Annotated in this window: 14 protein-coding genes and 1 tRNA gene; 10 read left to right on the top strand and 5 right to left on the bottom strand. The window is 68.0% G+C overall.

From position 1 onward, the window contains the following. Positions 1-92: 92 nt before the first annotated feature. On the bottom strand, positions 93-1,763 hold the full coding sequence (locus E3O67_RS16215) for a hypothetical protein (protein ID WP_167726698.1): 1,671 nt from the start codon (positions 1,761-1,763) through the stop codon (positions 93-95). A 260-nt stretch (positions 1,764-2,023) separates the two neighbouring features. Beyond that, positions 2,024-2,662 (bottom strand): MBL fold metallo-hydrolase, encoded by a 639-nt coding sequence (locus tag E3O67_RS16210; protein WP_134428803.1) that lies wholly within the window; start codon positions 2,660-2,662, stop codon positions 2,024-2,026. A gap of 55 nt (positions 2,663-2,717) precedes the next feature. Between E3O67_RS16210 and E3O67_RS16205 the strand changes: the two genes are divergently transcribed. The 10 genes from E3O67_RS16205 (at position 2,718) to E3O67_RS16160 (ending at position 12,802) form a co-directional block, all read left to right on the top strand. Beyond that, positions 2,718-3,617: a diacylglycerol kinase family protein gene (locus E3O67_RS16205; protein WP_134428804.1), complete on the top strand. Its 900-nt coding sequence runs from the start codon at positions 2,718-2,720 to the stop codon at positions 3,615-3,617. Positions 3,618-3,673: 56 nt separating this feature from the next. Then, a tRNA-Glu gene (locus E3O67_RS16200) sits at positions 3,674-3,746 on the top strand. A 241-nt stretch (positions 3,747-3,987) separates the two neighbouring features. Next, entirely contained in the window at positions 3,988-5,013 is a 1,026-nt protein-coding gene (locus tag E3O67_RS16195; RefSeq protein WP_134428806.1) for a TerC family protein, read from the top strand. Positions 5,014-5,057: 44 nt separating this feature from the next. Continuing rightward, on the top strand, positions 5,058-5,939 hold the full coding sequence (locus tag E3O67_RS16190) for a PP2C family serine/threonine-protein phosphatase (RefSeq protein WP_241982252.1): 882 nt from the start codon (positions 5,058-5,060) through the stop codon (positions 5,937-5,939). Positions 5,940-6,356: 417 nt separating this feature from the next. Continuing rightward, on the top strand, positions 6,357-7,802 hold the full coding sequence (gene leuC, locus E3O67_RS16185) for a 3-isopropylmalate dehydratase large subunit (RefSeq protein ID WP_134428808.1): 1,446 nt from the start codon (positions 6,357-6,359) through the stop codon (positions 7,800-7,802). A 3-nt stretch (positions 7,803-7,805) separates the two neighbouring features. Continuing rightward, a complete protein-coding gene (gene leuD, locus E3O67_RS16180; RefSeq protein ID WP_134428810.1) occupies positions 7,806-8,414 on the top strand; it encodes a 3-isopropylmalate dehydratase small subunit in 609 nt (202 codons plus the stop codon). Positions 8,415-8,506: 92 nt separating this feature from the next. Continuing rightward, the gene (murA, locus tag E3O67_RS16175; RefSeq protein WP_134428870.1) at positions 8,507-9,835 is read left to right on the top strand and encodes a UDP-N-acetylglucosamine 1-carboxyvinyltransferase; all 1,329 of its coding nucleotides are present in this window, start codon (positions 8,507-8,509) and stop codon (positions 9,833-9,835) included. A 7-nt stretch (positions 9,836-9,842) separates the two neighbouring features. Further along, on the top strand, positions 9,843-10,664 hold the full coding sequence (locus E3O67_RS16170; RefSeq protein ID WP_241979185.1) for a 1-acyl-sn-glycerol-3-phosphate acyltransferase: 822 nt from the start codon (positions 9,843-9,845) through the stop codon (positions 10,662-10,664). Next, a complete protein-coding gene (locus E3O67_RS16165) occupies positions 10,654-11,781 on the top strand; it encodes an NAD(P)H-dependent glycerol-3-phosphate dehydrogenase (protein WP_134428812.1) in 1,128 nt (375 codons plus the stop codon). The genes E3O67_RS16170 and E3O67_RS16165 overlap by 11 nt, the downstream gene beginning before the upstream one ends. Then, positions 11,684-12,802 (top strand): D-alanine--D-alanine ligase family protein, encoded by a 1,119-nt coding sequence (locus E3O67_RS16160; RefSeq protein ID WP_134428814.1) that lies wholly within the window; start codon positions 11,684-11,686, stop codon positions 12,800-12,802. The genes E3O67_RS16165 and E3O67_RS16160 overlap by 98 nt, the downstream gene beginning before the upstream one ends. 88 nt (positions 12,803-12,890) lie before the next feature. Here E3O67_RS16160 and E3O67_RS16155 read toward each other — a convergent pair whose 3' ends face one another. The 3 genes from E3O67_RS16155 to E3O67_RS16145 all read right to left on the bottom strand — a co-directional run bounded on the left by E3O67_RS16155 (position 12,891) and on the right by E3O67_RS16145 (position 15,085). After that, the gene (locus E3O67_RS16155) at positions 12,891-13,169 is read right to left on the bottom strand and encodes a sulfurtransferase TusA family protein (protein ID WP_135103169.1); all 279 of its coding nucleotides are present in this window, start codon (positions 13,167-13,169) and stop codon (positions 12,891-12,893) included. Between the two features lie 44 nt (positions 13,170-13,213). Next, positions 13,214-14,272, bottom strand: coding sequence for a YeeE/YedE family protein (locus E3O67_RS16150; protein WP_135103168.1), 1,059 nt, complete (start codon positions 14,270-14,272; stop codon positions 13,214-13,216). A 297-nt stretch (positions 14,273-14,569) separates the two neighbouring features. Continuing rightward, on the bottom strand, positions 14,570-15,085 hold the full coding sequence (locus E3O67_RS16145) for a DUF3515 family protein (protein WP_134428820.1): 516 nt from the start codon (positions 15,083-15,085) through the stop codon (positions 14,570-14,572). Positions 15,086-15,097 lie beyond the last annotated feature (12 nt).

Raw genomic sequence — 15,097 nt, 5'->3', positions numbered from 1 at the left:
GCGGGGCCGGCGCATGCCCTGATTCACTGTCGGGCCGAACAGAGCGGGGCCCGGATTAGTCAATCCGGACCCCGCAGCGTACCGGTTGTCGGTCAGCGCTCCATCCTCACGCGGCGGAGCAGCCAGACGGCTGCCCCCGCCAGGGCCAGGCCGACCAGGACGATGATTCCGGGCGCCGCGCGTCCGAAGCTCACTGTGTCGGCGCCGTCGGCCAGCCGACCTGAACCCTCGACCACCTTCGTATTGCCCGCACTCAGCTCGGCGGTGCCAACCGCGAGTGTGGTCGCGCCGTCCAGAAGAGTGCCCGATCCGGCCGACACCTTCTCGGTGCCCACGGCCAGTGAACTGGACCCGGATTCGAGGGCGGTGGTTCCGAGGGCCAGCGTGGACGCCCCCGCCGCAAGGGTCTGCGTGCCCTCTGCCAGCGACCCTGCACCGATCGAGATGCGGGTTGCGCCATCGGCGAGACTCACAGCGCCCATCGCCAGTGTCGTCGCTCCTGTGGACAACGACGAGGCGCCGGCCGCTACTCGACCGGTGCCGCTCTGGAGGGAGCTCGCCCCGGTGGAGACCGCGCTGGTGCCGACCGCGACACGTTCGGAACCTGCGGTGAGTGCCTGCGTGCCGACCTGGAGTTCCGAGGCGCCCGTAGCGAGGGCACCTGCGCCCGCGGCCAGCTCGACCGCTCCGCCCGACACGCGGGCCGTACCGGTGGCGAGGGTGGTGAGCCCGTCGCGAAGTTCCGCGGATGCGGTCTGGAGCACCGCCGTGCCCGCGCTCAGCGGCGTCAGTCCGTCGAGGAGGGCGGCGGAACCGTCCCGGAAGGCGACGGTCCCGGACTCGACTCCCGTTGTGCCCGTGTGCAGGGTGGAGGCGGCGGAGCTCAGTCCCTTGAGGGTGGCCAGAAGGGCGTCCGGGGTGATCGTGTCTGCCTCGACCTGGCCGACGAGAGTGGCGAGGGCGGCATCCAGCTTCGTGGCGCCCGCAGCAACGCTGCCGGCGCCGCCGGCGAGCCCTGTTGCTCCCAGCGCGAGGGCCTCGGCGCCGCGCCGGGCCATGTCAGCGCCTTGGGCGGCGGATGCTGTCCCAGCGGCCAGCCGGACCGAGCCGTCGCGAGCCGTCGTTGCGCCGAGGGTGACCTGGCCGGCGCCGGCGGCCAGAGTAACCGCACCCGCGGCAACCTGCGTCGCGCCGGCTAAAACCTTCGTGGCACCGCTCCCTGCCGTGGCGACGCCGACGGCGAGAGTCGCCGCGCCGGTCGCAGCAGCTCCGGCACCCGTGGCGAGAGCGTTCGCTCCGGTGGCGGCGGTGGCGGCGCCGGCGGACAACGTTTCCGCGCCCCGCGCGGCCGACTCGGCTCCGAGCACCAGCCTGGTGCTGCCGGTGACGCTGGTGAGCGCTCCCTCAAGAAGGGTGCCTGCCCCGGCCGAGGCGCTCGCCGCGCCTGTCGCCAGGCTGCCGGCGCCCGTGTTGGCCCGGGTCGCCCCGGCCTGGAGGTCGGTCGCTCCGGAGGCTGCGGAGGCGGCTCCCACCGACAGGGTCTCGGCGCCCTCGGCAAGTTTTGCGGCGCCACCGGCGACTTTCAGAGAGCCGTTGTGCAGTTGGACTGCCCCGTTGGAGAGTTCTCCGGCACCGCTTGCCAGCCGCCCTGTGGTCAGGAAGAAGAAGGTGAGCAGCATGACCAGCATCAGGCTGAGCCCGGTCACGGCAGAACGGATGCCGAGAGTGCTTCGGCGGGACAGGGCACGGTCAGATCTCATCATTGAGGCTCCTCGAAAGACGCGAGCGGGCATGCCGGAACTCGCGTGGTGTGGGTGCGTTGCGCGGTTAACTCCGGCGTGGCGGCCACTGGTCGAAGGCCGCGCGGCGCGGTGTCGCGCCGAAGTGACACGACCGTAGCAGTGGGCCCGGTGTGGAATCGAAGGCTCGAAAAAGTTCAGGGCTGAGGCCAACACATTACGCGCTGAACTCGTATACTTTGTAGGCTATCTACAAAGATACCCCCCGAAAAGAGTGTCAAACATCACAGGTCGAGGGACTCGTTCGGCGCGAGTGGGAAGAACTCGCCGCCGTTCTGCTCGGTGGCCCACTTGATCCGCACGTTCGACATTTCCTTGCCGCCCCGGGAGAGCCCCATCTCATGGGTGGGGAAGGTGCGGCGCGGCTTAAGGGCCAGAACGTAGTCCATCACCTCGCTGATCTTGAGCCAGGGTGCGCCGGCCGGCACGGCGAGGGTCTGCACGCTCACGCCTTCCGGAATCGTGAACGAGTCGCCGCCGTAGAAAAGCTCCTCGTCAACGAGCACGCCGAGGTTGTCGATCACGGGGATCGTTTCGTGGATCACGGCGTGCGTGCCGCCGAAGAAGCGCAGTCGGAACGGCCCGGCCTCCACGGTGTCGCCGGCGCTGACGACGGTGACCGGATAGTCGGCGGCGGCGGCCGCGACCCCGGCCGGGGCGAAGATCGGCACGTCCGGGTTCAGGGCGATGATGCGGTCCAACTGCTCCGGGGTCCAGTGGTCGGGGTGCTCGTGGGTGATCACGACGGCGACGGCCCGAGCGGTATCGGTGAGCGGGCTCGTGAACGAGCCGGGATCGATGAACAACTTCTGGCCGGCCTTGTCAAGAATCAGTGCCGCGTGCTCGAGCTTCGTCAGTTTCATGGATTGAGCTAATACCGAATCCCAGCGCGCTGCAAGCTGAGGCCATACTGGAGCGGTGCCTCCCCGTCTCCACCTCGTCGTCGCCGTCAACGCCGCAGCCTCTTTCGGCCGCCGCAGCGACGTCGGCTCTCGGGTCTGCGAGGCCCTGGTGGCCGCCGGTCACCAGGTGAGCAGCCTGAGCGCGCCCAGCTTCGAGGAACTCCGGCGCGACGTTCGGGCCGCGCTGGTGCCGCAGGTCGATGCGCTCGTGGTCGTCGGCGGCGACGGGATGGTGAGTCTCGGCACCAACCTCCTGGCCGGCACGGACCGGCCCCTTGCCATCGTGCCGTGCGGCACGGGCAACGACCTTGCGCGCGGGCTTGGGATCCCGGTCGATGACACGGATGCCGCCATCCGTCACCTGCTCGACGCCCTCACCCGCCCGCCGCGGGCCATCGACGCCGCGCAGGTGCGGTGCGCCGACACGACGACCTGGTTCGCGGGCGTGCTCTCGGCCGGGTTCGACGCCGTGGTGAACGAACGGGCCAACCGGCTGCGCCGACCCCGCGGTAAGAGCCGCTACACCCTGGCCATGCTGTTGGTGCTGGCGACGTTCCGGCCGCTCTCGTACCGGCTGACCGTTGATGGCCGGCCCCGCCGAGTGCGGGCCATGCTGATCTCCGTTGCCAACAACGTCTCGATCGGCGGCGGCATGCGCATCGTTCCGGGCGCGGTGATCGACGACGGTATGCTGGACCTCTTCATCGTGACCCCGCTGTCCCGGGTGGGCTTCCTCCGGGTGTTCCCGAAAGTATTCTCCGGCACGCATACCACTCTTCCGCAGGTCGAGATCACGCGCTGCCGGAGCATCCGGATCGACGCGGACCGGGTCACCGCCTACGCCGACGGGGAGCGGGTCGGAGCACTGCCGGTGCAGATCGACGTGGTACCGGGGGCCCTGCTGGTGCATGCCTGACCCGCTCAGTTTGGTTTTAGCAGTCGGCGTGTGGCATATTAGGTGAGTTGCAAAACGGCCCCATCGTTTAGCGGCCTAGGACATCGCCCTCTCACGGCGGTAACGCGGGTTCGAATCCCGCTGGGGTCACACACAGCCCGGTTCCCTTCTTCTGGAAGGGCGCCGGGTGTCTTTTTTAAGCGGGACCCCCGGTAGACTCCACCGAGTGAAGGGGAGTATCCCTGTGCCCGATTCGGACACTTCGCCGTGAACGTCAACACGGGCCGCACTGCAGGGGCCCCGGCGCGGCGGTATCGATTCATCGGTACGGGAGAGACTTTCAGGTTTCCTGCTGCCTCCAGCATCCTCTTCAATGAAAGGCTCCACCCGCATGGAACTTGCTCTCCCGCTCTGGTTCGAGATCGGGTCGCTCGTCGTCCTGACGCTCATCCTGCTCGCCGACCTGGCCATCGTCTTCAAGCGGCCGCACGTGCCCTCGATGCGCGAAGCCAGTCTCTGGGTGGCCTTCTACGTGGGACTGGCGCTGATTTTCGCCCTGCTGATGCTGGTTCTGGGTGACGCCGAGCACGCCGGCCAGTTCCTCGCCGGCTGGCTCACCGAGTACAGCCTCAGCATCGACAACCTCTTCGTCTTCGTCATCATCATGGCGAGGTTCTCGGTGCCCCGGAAATACCAGCAGGAAGTGCTGATCGTCGGCATCATCATCGCGCTGGTGCTGCGCGGCATCTTCATCCTGCTCGGCGCTCAGCTGATCGAGAACTTCAGCTGGATCTTCTACATCTTCGGCGCGTTCCTGCTCTACACGGCCGTTCACCAGGCGGTCGCGAAGGAGCCCGACGTGGACGAGGCGGACAACGGCCTGATCCGCTACCTGCGCCGGCACATGAACATCTCGTCGACCTTCGACGGTTCCAAGTTGCGCACACTGGTCGACGGCAAGAAGGTCTTCACCCCGATGCTGATCGTGCTCCTCGCGATCGGCACCACAGACCTGGTCTTCGCCCTCGACTCCATCCCGGCGATCTTCGGCATCACGCAGAGCCCCTTCATCGTGTTCACCGCGAACGTTTTCGCCCTGATGGGCCTGCGCCAGCTGTATTTCCTGCTGGGTGGGCTGCTCGAACGCCTCGAATACCTCAAATACGGGATCGCGTTCATCCTGTTCTTCATCGGCGTCAAGCTCGTCTTCCATGCCCTGCACACCAATGAGGTCTTCTTCATCAACGGTGGCGAGGGCGTGGCCTGGGCCCCGGAGATCGACACCTGGACCTCCCTCGGGGTGATCGTGGTGTCCATGGCGGTGGCCACCATCGCCAGCCTGATCAAGGCGCGGCGGGATGCTCGCCGGCGGGGCCACACCCTCGCCGAGGAGATCCCCCACCTCGTCGAAGAGTGACATCCGCCGACGTGCTTCGCACGCACCCGAACACTGGAGCAGTCGTGGCCTCGCAGAGTGAGAGCGAACTGGTGCTCCCTGCGGCCCGCGCGCGGTTCGTGTTCAGTGCCCGGAGCGACGTCGGCCGTGAGCGCAAGGTCAACGAGGACAGCTACCTGGCGCAGTCACCGGTCTTCCTGGTCGCGGACGGCATGGGCGGACACGCCCACGGCGACGTGGCCAGTCAGACGGTCGTGCGGGTCTTCGAGGAGCACATCGCCCGGGATGCGCCCTCGACCCCGGAACGGGTGCTCGACGCCATCCACTCCTCGAACGACGCGGTGCGCGACCTCAGCGCCGTCGACGACTACGGCACCGCGGTGTCCGGCACCACACTGGCCGGCATCGCGTTCGTCGACGCCGGCGATGATGTCGGCTTCCACTGGATGGCCTTCAACATCGGCGACTCGCGGGTCTACACCTGGGACGGGCGCACACTGGCCCAACTGAGCGTCGACCACTCCGCGGTGCAGGAGATGGTCGACGCCGGTCTGATTTCCAGTGACGAGGCGGAGCAGCATCCGGAACGCAATGTGATCACCCGCGCTATCGGCGCCGACGAGTCCGTGGACGCCGACGTGTGGCTGTTGCCGGCGTCCGGACGGCACGCGTTCCTGATCTGCTCCGACGGGCTCAACAAGGAACTCGGCGCCGCCGAGATCGCACAGCTGCTGGCATCGTATGACGGCGTCGCGGAGCCCGGCCGGTCCATCGCGGACGTGCTCGTCGACGCGGCCCTGGCTCGGGGCGGACACGATAACGTCACGGTCGTGTCTGTGGAGTCGTTCCTCGGGAATCCCGAGCAGGACGATGCCGACAGCACGGAAGATCGATCGACCGGGCTGCACGAGCATCTCGGAGACACGAGGCCAAGAAGCCAGGGGTAGATGACAGATGCTCCCGTATCACTACGATGATTCGGGGGTCTGGCTGGCAACGACACTGGGCGGACAGCTCGTTGTCGTGCGCTCGGACCGTTCCACGGACGAGTCCGTTCGCTTCTGGGCCAGCAGAGATCCGCTGCGCCGCCTCTTCAGCCGATTCCGCCTCCGAACACGGCGGGACGGGAGTCGCGTCGACCTCTCGAAGTAGGCCGCCGCGGCTAGAGTGGCGACGTGGACACAGCCAAAAGCACCCTCGAATGAGGGTCGCCCGCCAAGCCGGCATACGCAAAGTGTTAGCCTGTCAGGGTGCTGCTGCGTCGACTCCCTCTTCTCTGCCGCGACGAGTCCCAGATCTGAGGCCTCCCTCGTCGTGGAGTTTCTTGTTGGCTGCATACCCATCGTTGAGGAAGACCCACACACATGACTGATGCACCACTGCTGGAAGAACGGCCGCGCACTCTGGCCGAGAAGGTCTGGGACAAACATCTGGTCGCCAAGGGCGAGAACGGCACCCCCGACCTGATCTACATCGACCTGCACCTCGTGCACGAGGTCACCAGCCCGCAGGCCTTCGACGGGCTGCGCCTGGCCGGACGTCCCGTGCGCCGCCCCGACCTCACCATTGCCACGGAGGACCACAACACTCCGACCCTGGCGATCGACAAACCCATCGCCGACCTGACCAGCCGCACCCAGATCGAGACGCTGCGACGCAACTGCGAGGAATTCGGCATCCGCCTGCACTCGCTCGGCGACATCGAGCAGGGCATCGTGCACGTCGTCGGGCCGCAGCTGGGCCTGACCCAGCCGGGCATCACCGTCGTCTGCGGCGACTCGCACACCTCGACCCACGGTGCCTTCGGAGCGATGGCGCTCGGCATCGGCACGAGCGAGGTGGAGCACGTGATGGCCACCCAGACGCTGCCCCTCAAGCCGTTCAAAACCATGGCGATCACCGTCGACGGCACCCTCCGCCCCGGCGTGACGGCCAAGGACCTCATCCTCGCCGTGATCGCGAAGATCGGCACCGGCGGCGGCCAGGGCTACGTGCTCGAATACCGCGGCAGCGCCATCCGAGCCCTCTCGATGGAGGGCCGCATGACCATCTGCAACATGTCCATCGAGGCCGGCGCCCGGGCGGGCATGGTGGCCCCGGATGCGATCACCTACGACTACCTCCAGGGTCGCGCCCACGCCCCGGACGGCCAGGACTGGCTCGACGCAGTCGCCTACTGGGACACCCTCGCCACCGACGACGGCGCCGTGTTCGACGCCGAGGTGATCCTCGACGCCGACACCTTGGAACCCTTCGTCACGTGGGGAACCAACCCCGGCCAGGGCGTCTCACTGAGCGAGGCCGTGCCTGACCCTGCCGGGATCAGCGACGCCAACGAGCGCTCCGCCGCCGAACGAGCCCTCGAATACATGGACCTCGCCGCCGGCACCCCGATGAAGGACATCCGGGTGGACACCGTCTTCCTCGGCTCCTGCACCAACAGCCGGGTCGAAGACCTGCGCGCCGCCGCCGCCATCATCGCCGGCCGCACCCTGGCCCCAGGCGTGCGAATGCTCGTGGTGCCCGGGTCCGCACGGGTGCGCATCGAGGCCGAGGCGGAAGGCCTCGACAAGATTTTCACCGACTTCGGCGCCGAATGGCGCTTCGCCGGTTGCTCCATGTGCCTCGGCATGAACCCCGACCAGCTGGCTCCCGGAGAACGGTGCGCCTCCACGAGCAATCGCAACTTCGAGGGCCGGCAGGGTAAGGGCGGACGCACCCACCTCGTCTCCCCGCTGGTTGCGGCGGCGACCGCGATCCGCGGTACGCTATCGAGCCCGTGGGACCTGGCCCAGGATGGAGACAAGTAGGTTATGCAAAAGTTCACGACCGTCACGGGCATCGCGCTTCCGCTGCGTCGCTCCAACGTCGACACCGACCAGATCATCCCCGCCGTCTACCTCAAGCGCGTCACCAAGACCGGCTTCGAAGACGCCCTCTTCGCCCGCTGGCGTGCCGACCCGGACTTCGTCCTCAACGATCCGGCCTACCGGGGCGCCCGCGTGCTCGTAGCCGGCGCCGACTTCGGCACCGGCTCCTCGCGGGAGCACGCCGTCTGGGCGCTGCGCGACTACGGCTTCGACGTCGTGCTCAGCCCCCGCTTCGGCGACATCTTCCGCGGCAACTCCGGCAAGCAGGGTCTGCTCGCCGGCCAGATCTCCGAGGCCGACGCGCAGCGTCTGTGGGACGTCATCGAGGCCTGCCCCGGAGTCGAACTGACGGTCGACCTCGTGTCGAGAACCGCCCGCGTGGGGGCCCTCACCGTTCCGTTCGAGATCGACGACTACACCCGGTGGCGCCTCCTCGAAGGTCTCGACGACATCGGCCTCACCCTGCGCGACGAAGCGCGGATCGCAGAATTCGAATCCCACCGGGAGCCATGGCGGCCCCGCACTCTCCCCGCAAGGCAGGTAAGTTTGTGAGCACAATCAGCGAGATCACCCAGAACCGTGAAGACGACCAGAACCGGGAAGACGCGCAGAATCGCGAGAACGCCCAGAATTGGGGGGCGGCCGTGGGGTTGCAGGGCGACCGGATCACCATCCGCGGCGGCATCCCCCTGGTCGGCCGGATCGAGTTGAAGGGCGCCAAGAACCTGGTCACCAAGGCCATGGTCGCGGCGCTCCTCGGCGAAAGCCCCAGCACGCTCAAGAACGTGCCGAACATCAGCGACGTGCGCATCGTGCGCCAGTTGCTCGAGGTACACGGCGTCAAGGTCACCGACGGCGCCGAGCCCGGCGAACTGCTGCTCGACCCCGTCGACGTCGAGAGCGCGCACTTCGCCGCGATCGACGCCCACGCCGGCTCCTCGCGCATCCCGATCCTGTTCTGCGGCCCGCTGCTGCACCGCCTCGGGGAGGCGTTCATCCCCGACCTCGGCGGCTGCCGCATCGGCGACCGCCCGATCGACTACCACCTGGACGTGCTGCGCAAGTTCGGTGCCGTCGTCGAGAAGCAGCCCAACGGCATCCGGATGTCCGCACCCAACGGCCTCAAGGGCACCAAGGTGTCCCTGCCCTACCCGAGCGTCGGCGCGACCGAACAGGTGCTCCTCACCGCCGTGCGCGCGGAGGGCATCACCGAGCTCAAGGGCGCGGCGATCGAGCCCGAGATCATGGATCTCATCAACATCCTGCAGAAGATGGGCGCCATCATCACGGTCGACACCGACCGCGTGATCCGCATCGAGGGTGTCGAGCGCCTCGAGGGGTACAACCACCGCGCCCTCTTCGACCGGAACGAGGCCGCCAGCTGGGCCGCCGCGGCCCTGGCCACCGACGGCGACATCTTCGTCGGCGGCGCGCGCCAGCCCGAGATGCTGACGTTCCTCAACGTGTTCCGCAAGGTGGGCGGGGCGTTCGACATCGAAGACGACGGCATCCGTTTCTACCACCCGGGCGGCGACCTCAAGCCTGTCATCATCGAGACGGATGTCCACCCCGGCTTCATGACGGACTGGCAGCAGCCGCTCGTGGTCGCCCTGACCCACGCGCACGGCGTCTCGATCGTGCACGAGACCGTCTACGAGCAGCGTTTCGGTTTCGTCGACGCTCTCGTCGAGATGGGCGCCACCATCCAGATCCACCGCGAATGCCTCGGCGGGCACCCCTGCCGGTTCGGCCAGCGCAACTTCAACCACTCGGCCGTCATCACCGGGCCGACGAAACTGACCGGCGCCGACATCGAGGTCCCCGACCTGCGCGGTGGCTTCAGCCACCTGATCGCGGCGCTGACCGCGAAGGGAACCTCCACCGTCAGCAACGTCGGAATCATCAGCCGCGGCTACGAGAACTTCATCACCAAGCTTCAACTGTTGGGGGCTGACTTCGATCTCGAAGGATAATGGGGCTGTGTCAGCATCAAATCCAGCGCCCGATTCCGATCCAGCGCCCCAGACCCACATCGCCACTGAAGCCGTGAACCCCGGCCGGGAGCGTTCGGAGACGCGACGGCCATCCGTGTTCTGGGTGTTGGCGGTGATGATCCTCCCGGTGATCAACCTCGCCGTGCGATTCAAGGTCACCGACGCCGCGAAGTTCCCGCGCTCGGGGGCATTCGTGATGGCCCCCAATCACTTCAGCGAGATCGACCCCGTCTTGATGGGGGTGCTGAGCTGGAAGCTGGGGCGCGCGCCTCGGTTCATGGCGAAGGCATCCGTCTTCACGATCCCGGTGATCGGCCGGCTGCTGCACATGTCGGGTCAGATCCCGGTGCAGCGCGGCGGCAACGTGCGCGGCAGCGAGCCCGTGAAGGCGGCCCAGCGCCTGGTCGAACGCGGCCAGATGGTCGTGGTCTACCCGGAGGGGTCGCTCACCCGCGACCCCGGGCTCTGGCCGATGCGCGGCAAGACCGGCGCCGTGCGGATCGCCCTCGAACGTGGCATCCCGATCGTGCCGGTGGCCCACTGGGGAGCGCAGGAGATCATGCCGCGCTACTCGAAGCGACTCAACCTGTTCCCGCGCAGGACCGTACTGGTCAAAATCGGCGACCCGCTCGACCTGACGCAGTTCCGGGGCCGCAACCTCGACCCGGCGACGCTCAACGAGGCCACCACCCTCGTCATGGCCGCAATCACCGAGTTGCTCGAAGATCTTCGGGGTGAGACGGCGCCGACCAAGCGCTGGAACCCGACCGAGCACGATCAGAAAGAGACCGGCCGTTTTGAAGCCTAAGGTTCAGCCAGGCAAGCGGGTCGCCGTTCTCGGCGCCGGCAGCTGGGGCACCACGTTCGCCAAGATCCTGACCGATGGTGGGGCCGATGTGGTGCTCTGGGCCCGCCGCCCCGAGCTCGCCCGGGAGATCACCGAGGGCCGGCGCAACAGCGATTACCTGCCCGGCATCAACCTGCCGGTGGGGCTCCGCGCCACCTCGCGACTCGACCTGGCCCTCGCCGGCGCCGAGCAGGTGTACGTGTCGGTGCCGAGCCAGTCGCTGCGCGAGAACCTGATCCTGGCCGAGCCGTTCCTGGCCCCTGGCGCGATCGTGGTCTCGCTGATGAAGGGCGTCGAGCGCGGGTCCGGCCTGCGCATGAGCCAGATCATCGCCGAGGTCCTGCCGATCAACCCGGACCTCATCGCGGCGATCTCCGGACCCAACCTGGCCCTCGAGATCGCCAAAGAGCAACCGACGGCAGCCGTGGTCTCCTCGAACAGCCTCGAGACAGCGCAGGCCGTGGCCATGCTGGCCCGCAACCGCTACTTCCGTTCCTACGTCAACACGGATGTCATCGGCACCGAATTCGGCGGCGTGCTCAAGAACCTGATCGCCGTGGCCATCGGCATCGTCGACGGCGTCGGCTACGGCGAGAACACGAAGGCGTCGATCATCACCCGCGGTCTCGTGGAGATGACCGATTTCGCGGTGGCCTACGGCGCGCATCCGGAAACCTTGGCCGGTCTGGCCGGCCTGGGCGACCTGATCGCGACTTGCCAGTCGCCGCTGTCCCGCAACAACACCGCCGGCCGGCTCCTCGGCCAGGGCTACGGCATCAATGACGTCGTCAAGCAGATGCAGCAGACCACCGAGGGTCTCGCATCCGTCGGCCCCATTCTCGATCTCGCCCGCGCCAAGGGGGTCGACATGCCCATCGTCGAGCAGGTTCGCCAGGTGCTGGCCGGTACGCTGAAACCGCGGGATCTCGCCCCGCACCTGACAACGGACTCAGCCGAGCCGCAGGGCGAAAGGACGATTGATGACGAACAAGCTCACGGTGGCGCTGCTCTTTGGGGGTCGTTCAAGCGAACATTCGATCAGTTGCGCCACAGCGGGGGGCGTCCTCGCGGCGATTGACCGCGACCGCTACAACGTCATTCCGATCGGCATCACCCGCGACGGAGCCTTTGTGCTCGAAGCGGATGACCCGGCTCGGTTCGCGCTGGACGCCGGCGCGCTGCCGGAGGTCTTCGACGACGGGACCCGCATCCGGTGGCCGGAGAGCAGCCTCAGCCGTCAGCTGACGGTCAGCGACGGAGCCGGCTACCGTTCGCTCGGCAACGTCGACGTGGTCCTCCCGATTCTGCACGGCCCGTTCGGCGAGGACGGCACCGTGCAGGGCCTGCTCGAACTCGTCGGACTGCCCTACGTGGGCTCTGGCGTGCTCGCATCGGCGCTCGGCATGGACAAGCACTTCACCAAGACCGTCTTCCAGCAGGCCGCCCTGCCGGTGGCCCCGTGGCGCACCATCACCGCGGCCGACTGGGCCGAGGCTCCCGGAATGGCGTTCGCTGCGGCCGAGGAGCTCGGGCTGCCCGTGTTCGTGAAGCCTGCGCGGGCCGGGTCGAGCGTGGGGGTGAGCCGGGTGTCGAAGCTGGACCAGCTCGCCGAGGCGATGCGGGTGGGGCTGCTGGAGGACAGCAAGGTTCTGATCGAGGCTGGCCTGTCGGGGCGCGAACTCGAGGTCGCGGTGCTGCAGGGGCGTCCCGGGGAGGCGACGCGGGCATCCGTGGCCGGCGAGGTGCGGGTCACCGGCCGTGACTTCTACGATTTCGCTGCCAAATACCTCGGCGCGTCCGGCATCGACCTGGTCTGCCCGGCCGACCTCACCGCGGAGGAACTGGCCGAGATGCAGTCCCTGGCCATCCGCGCCTTCAACGCGATCGACGGCGCCGGCCTGGCGCGGGTGGACTTCTTCCTCACCGGAGACGGCTGGGTGATCAACGAGATCAACACCATGCCCGGGTTCACCCCCATCTCGATGTTCCCGAGCTGCTGGCTGGCCAGCGGCTTCAGCTACCCGCAGCTGATCGACGAGCTGATCGAGGTGGCGCTGGCCCACCACGGCGCGCCCGCCGCGCTCCGCCTGGCGGTCTAGGACGAACGAATTCGACGGAGATTTTGCTCTAAACAGGGCGTTTGAGCTGAAATACGGGTGTTTGACCCAGAATCTCCGTCGAATTGGTTCAGGCGACGGGGCGCTCTATCCGCTCGCGCCGCAGCGGCGGCCGCGCGGGCCACGCCTTCTGCACCGTGATGGTCCACTGGGCGTCGCCGACTCGGTCGAAGTGGGTGACCGGATAGCCGTTCTCCGCAGCCCAGCGCGGCAGGGCATCCGTCGCCTGGGTGCAGTCGAAGCTGATGGTGAGTTCGTCGCCGAGGTCCAGCTTCGTGATCGCGGCTCCGGCCTCCACGAGCGGGAACGGGCAGACCTGACCGTCGGTCTCGAGTGTGTACTGTGCCATGTCGGGCTTCTTCCTGTTGATTCTGCTGGGGGGTTTCCGGGTGGTTACCGGTCGGCCGGGACGCGAATGGGGGAGGCCGCGATGCGCGCGGAACCGGTGATGAAGAGCCGCGTGGCCGCGCCGGTGCCGATGATCATGAAGACCAGTGACACCCAGCCCTGGAGGCCGAAGGTGGCGGTGTCGACCATGCCGTTGCCGATGGTGCAGCCACCGGCCAGGCTCGCCCCGACGCCCATCAACACCCCGCCGAAGATGCTCCGGATGGTGGTGGTGACGTCGGGAAGCCGCACCCGGAACTCGCCGCTGCCCTTGGCCGCGACGAACGAACCGAGCAGGATGCCGATCACCAGATACACCCCCCAGTCGATCAGCTCTGGATCGCCGCGCACGAGATAGTTGACGATGTTCGAGGACGGCCCGGTGATGCCGAGCCCGGACTCGCGCCCGGTTGCCCAGCTGAGCGGCCAGGCGAGGATGGCGAGCGCCGCGATGATCAGGGCGGTGGTGAAGGCACCCCATTTCTTCTCGAACAGGAGATGCCGGATGCCGCCGGTGCGGGCCGGAAGCGACACGAGCGGCAGCGACGGCCGCCGCCGCCGGTGATGCCGGGCGAGCAGTCCGACGCCGGTGACGAGCGCCACGACCAGCACCCACGGTGAGACGCCCAGCACTCCGTGGATGGTGGACGCCTCCACGGTGATGCCGCGCAACGCCGCGACCGGGGTCGACAGGGCACCCGTCTTGGAGATGGCGGAGAAGAGGGCGTAGAAGATCAGGGCCAACCAGCTGCCCACCAGACCCTCGCCGGCGCGGTAGTAGGTGCCCGTGGCGCATCCGCCGGCTAGCACGATGGCGAACCCGAAGATGAACGCGCCGATGATCGTGGCCAGCCAGGCGAAGGGCTGAGGGTCGAGGGTGATCACCCCGGCCGCGTCGAGGGCGAAGACGCCCACACTCTGCACGGCGATGACGATCAGGAAGGCCGTCAGCCAGCGCGTGCTGCCGGTGAGCCAGAGGTCACGGAACGCGCCGGTGACGCAGAACCTGCCCCGCTGCATGGCGAAGCCCAGGGCGATGCCCAGGCCGAGTCCGGTGAGAAGCATGTCGTGTCCCCGTCCCTCAGCGGCCGCACGCCGGTTGGCGGCGACTCCTCGGCGACGTTACGTGCCGGTCGGCGGTGCTGCTCGCAGACGTCGCGGCATGACGCGGCGAGACGTAACACTTGACACACCCGTGCCCGCCGTCTCCGAGACAGGGTCGCATCCTCGCCGAAACGGGACTCTGAGGGGGTGACGGATGCCGCCACGCCCCAGAGGTGGCTACTCACCGTGGGGGGTGGGGGTTGGCGTGGGCGTGGATGCGGGAATGGGTGTGGCCGTGGGTGCGGGCGCGGGCCGGGGCTACGGGGCGGGTGCCAGCGTCTCGCCTTCAGTCGGCAGCAGCAGGTCCTCGGCGCCGAGGCACTGGCCCGTCGCGGGGATGTTGCCCACGGCCTGAGCCAGGTCCACGAGCACCGTGGAGCCGCTGACCTGACCTGAGTCGATGACCAGCTCGGTCGCCGGGTCGCGGCCGTAGGTGGTGTACCGGTAGAGCGGGGCATCCGAGTCGTCTTCGATCCAGTCGATGCCGTTGACCGTGAGGCAGGGGAGCGTCGTCGGTGCGGGCACGGCCACGCCGCAGTGCAGCAGGACCGCGCTCGGGGTGCCCCACGCGCCAGTGGCCTGGGCGTTCGTCTCGCGTTCCGGCAGCGAGGCCACCGAGGTCGGCAGGCGAACGATGAGGTCGGCGCAGGTGGGATTGACGGCATCCGCGGCCGGTTCCAGCGGCACGATCGCCGTGCAGCCGGTGAGGAGCACGGAGCCGGCGACGAGCGTGAGCGCGAGGCCGGTACGGAGGGAGCGGATGCGGGGAGTCATTGCATTCAGGCT

The sequence above is a fragment of the Cryobacterium sp. TMT3-29-2 genome (assembly GCF_004564305.1).
Taxonomy (GTDB): domain Bacteria; phylum Actinomycetota; class Actinomycetes; order Actinomycetales; family Microbacteriaceae; genus Cryobacterium; species Cryobacterium sinapicolor.
The sequence above is the reverse complement of the archived record's forward strand: the minus strand, read 5'-3'. Positions and strand labels throughout refer to the sequence as shown.

What these genes read in the sequence shown, in the direction of transcription:
- E3O67_RS16215 (WP_167726698.1), bottom strand. Translation starts at nt 1,763, where the DNA reads ATGATGAGATCTGACCGTGCCCTGTCCCGCCGAAGCACTCTCGGCATC.
- E3O67_RS16210 (WP_134428803.1), bottom strand. Translation starts at nt 2,662, where the DNA reads ATGAAACTGACGAAGCTCGAGCACGCGGCACTGATTCTTGACAAGGCC.
- E3O67_RS16195 (WP_134428806.1), top strand. Translation starts at nt 3,988, where the DNA reads ATGGAACTTGCTCTCCCGCTCTGGTTCGAGATCGGGTCGCTCGTCGTC.
- leuC (WP_134428808.1), top strand. Translation starts at nt 6,357, where the DNA reads ATGACTGATGCACCACTGCTGGAAGAACGGCCGCGCACTCTGGCCGAG.
- leuD (WP_134428810.1), top strand. Translation starts at nt 7,806, where the DNA reads ATGCAAAAGTTCACGACCGTCACGGGCATCGCGCTTCCGCTGCGTCGC.
- E3O67_RS16160 (WP_134428814.1), top strand. Translation starts at nt 11,684, where the DNA reads ATGACGAACAAGCTCACGGTGGCGCTGCTCTTTGGGGGTCGTTCAAGC.
- E3O67_RS16155 (WP_135103169.1), bottom strand. Translation starts at nt 13,169, where the DNA reads ATGGCACAGTACACACTCGAGACCGACGGTCAGGTCTGCCCGTTCCCG.
- E3O67_RS16150 (WP_135103168.1), bottom strand. Translation starts at nt 14,272, where the DNA reads ATGCTTCTCACCGGACTCGGCCTGGGCATCGCCCTGGGCTTCGCCATG.
- E3O67_RS16145 (WP_134428820.1), bottom strand. Translation starts at nt 15,085, where the DNA reads ATGACTCCCCGCATCCGCTCCCTCCGTACCGGCCTCGCGCTCACGCTC.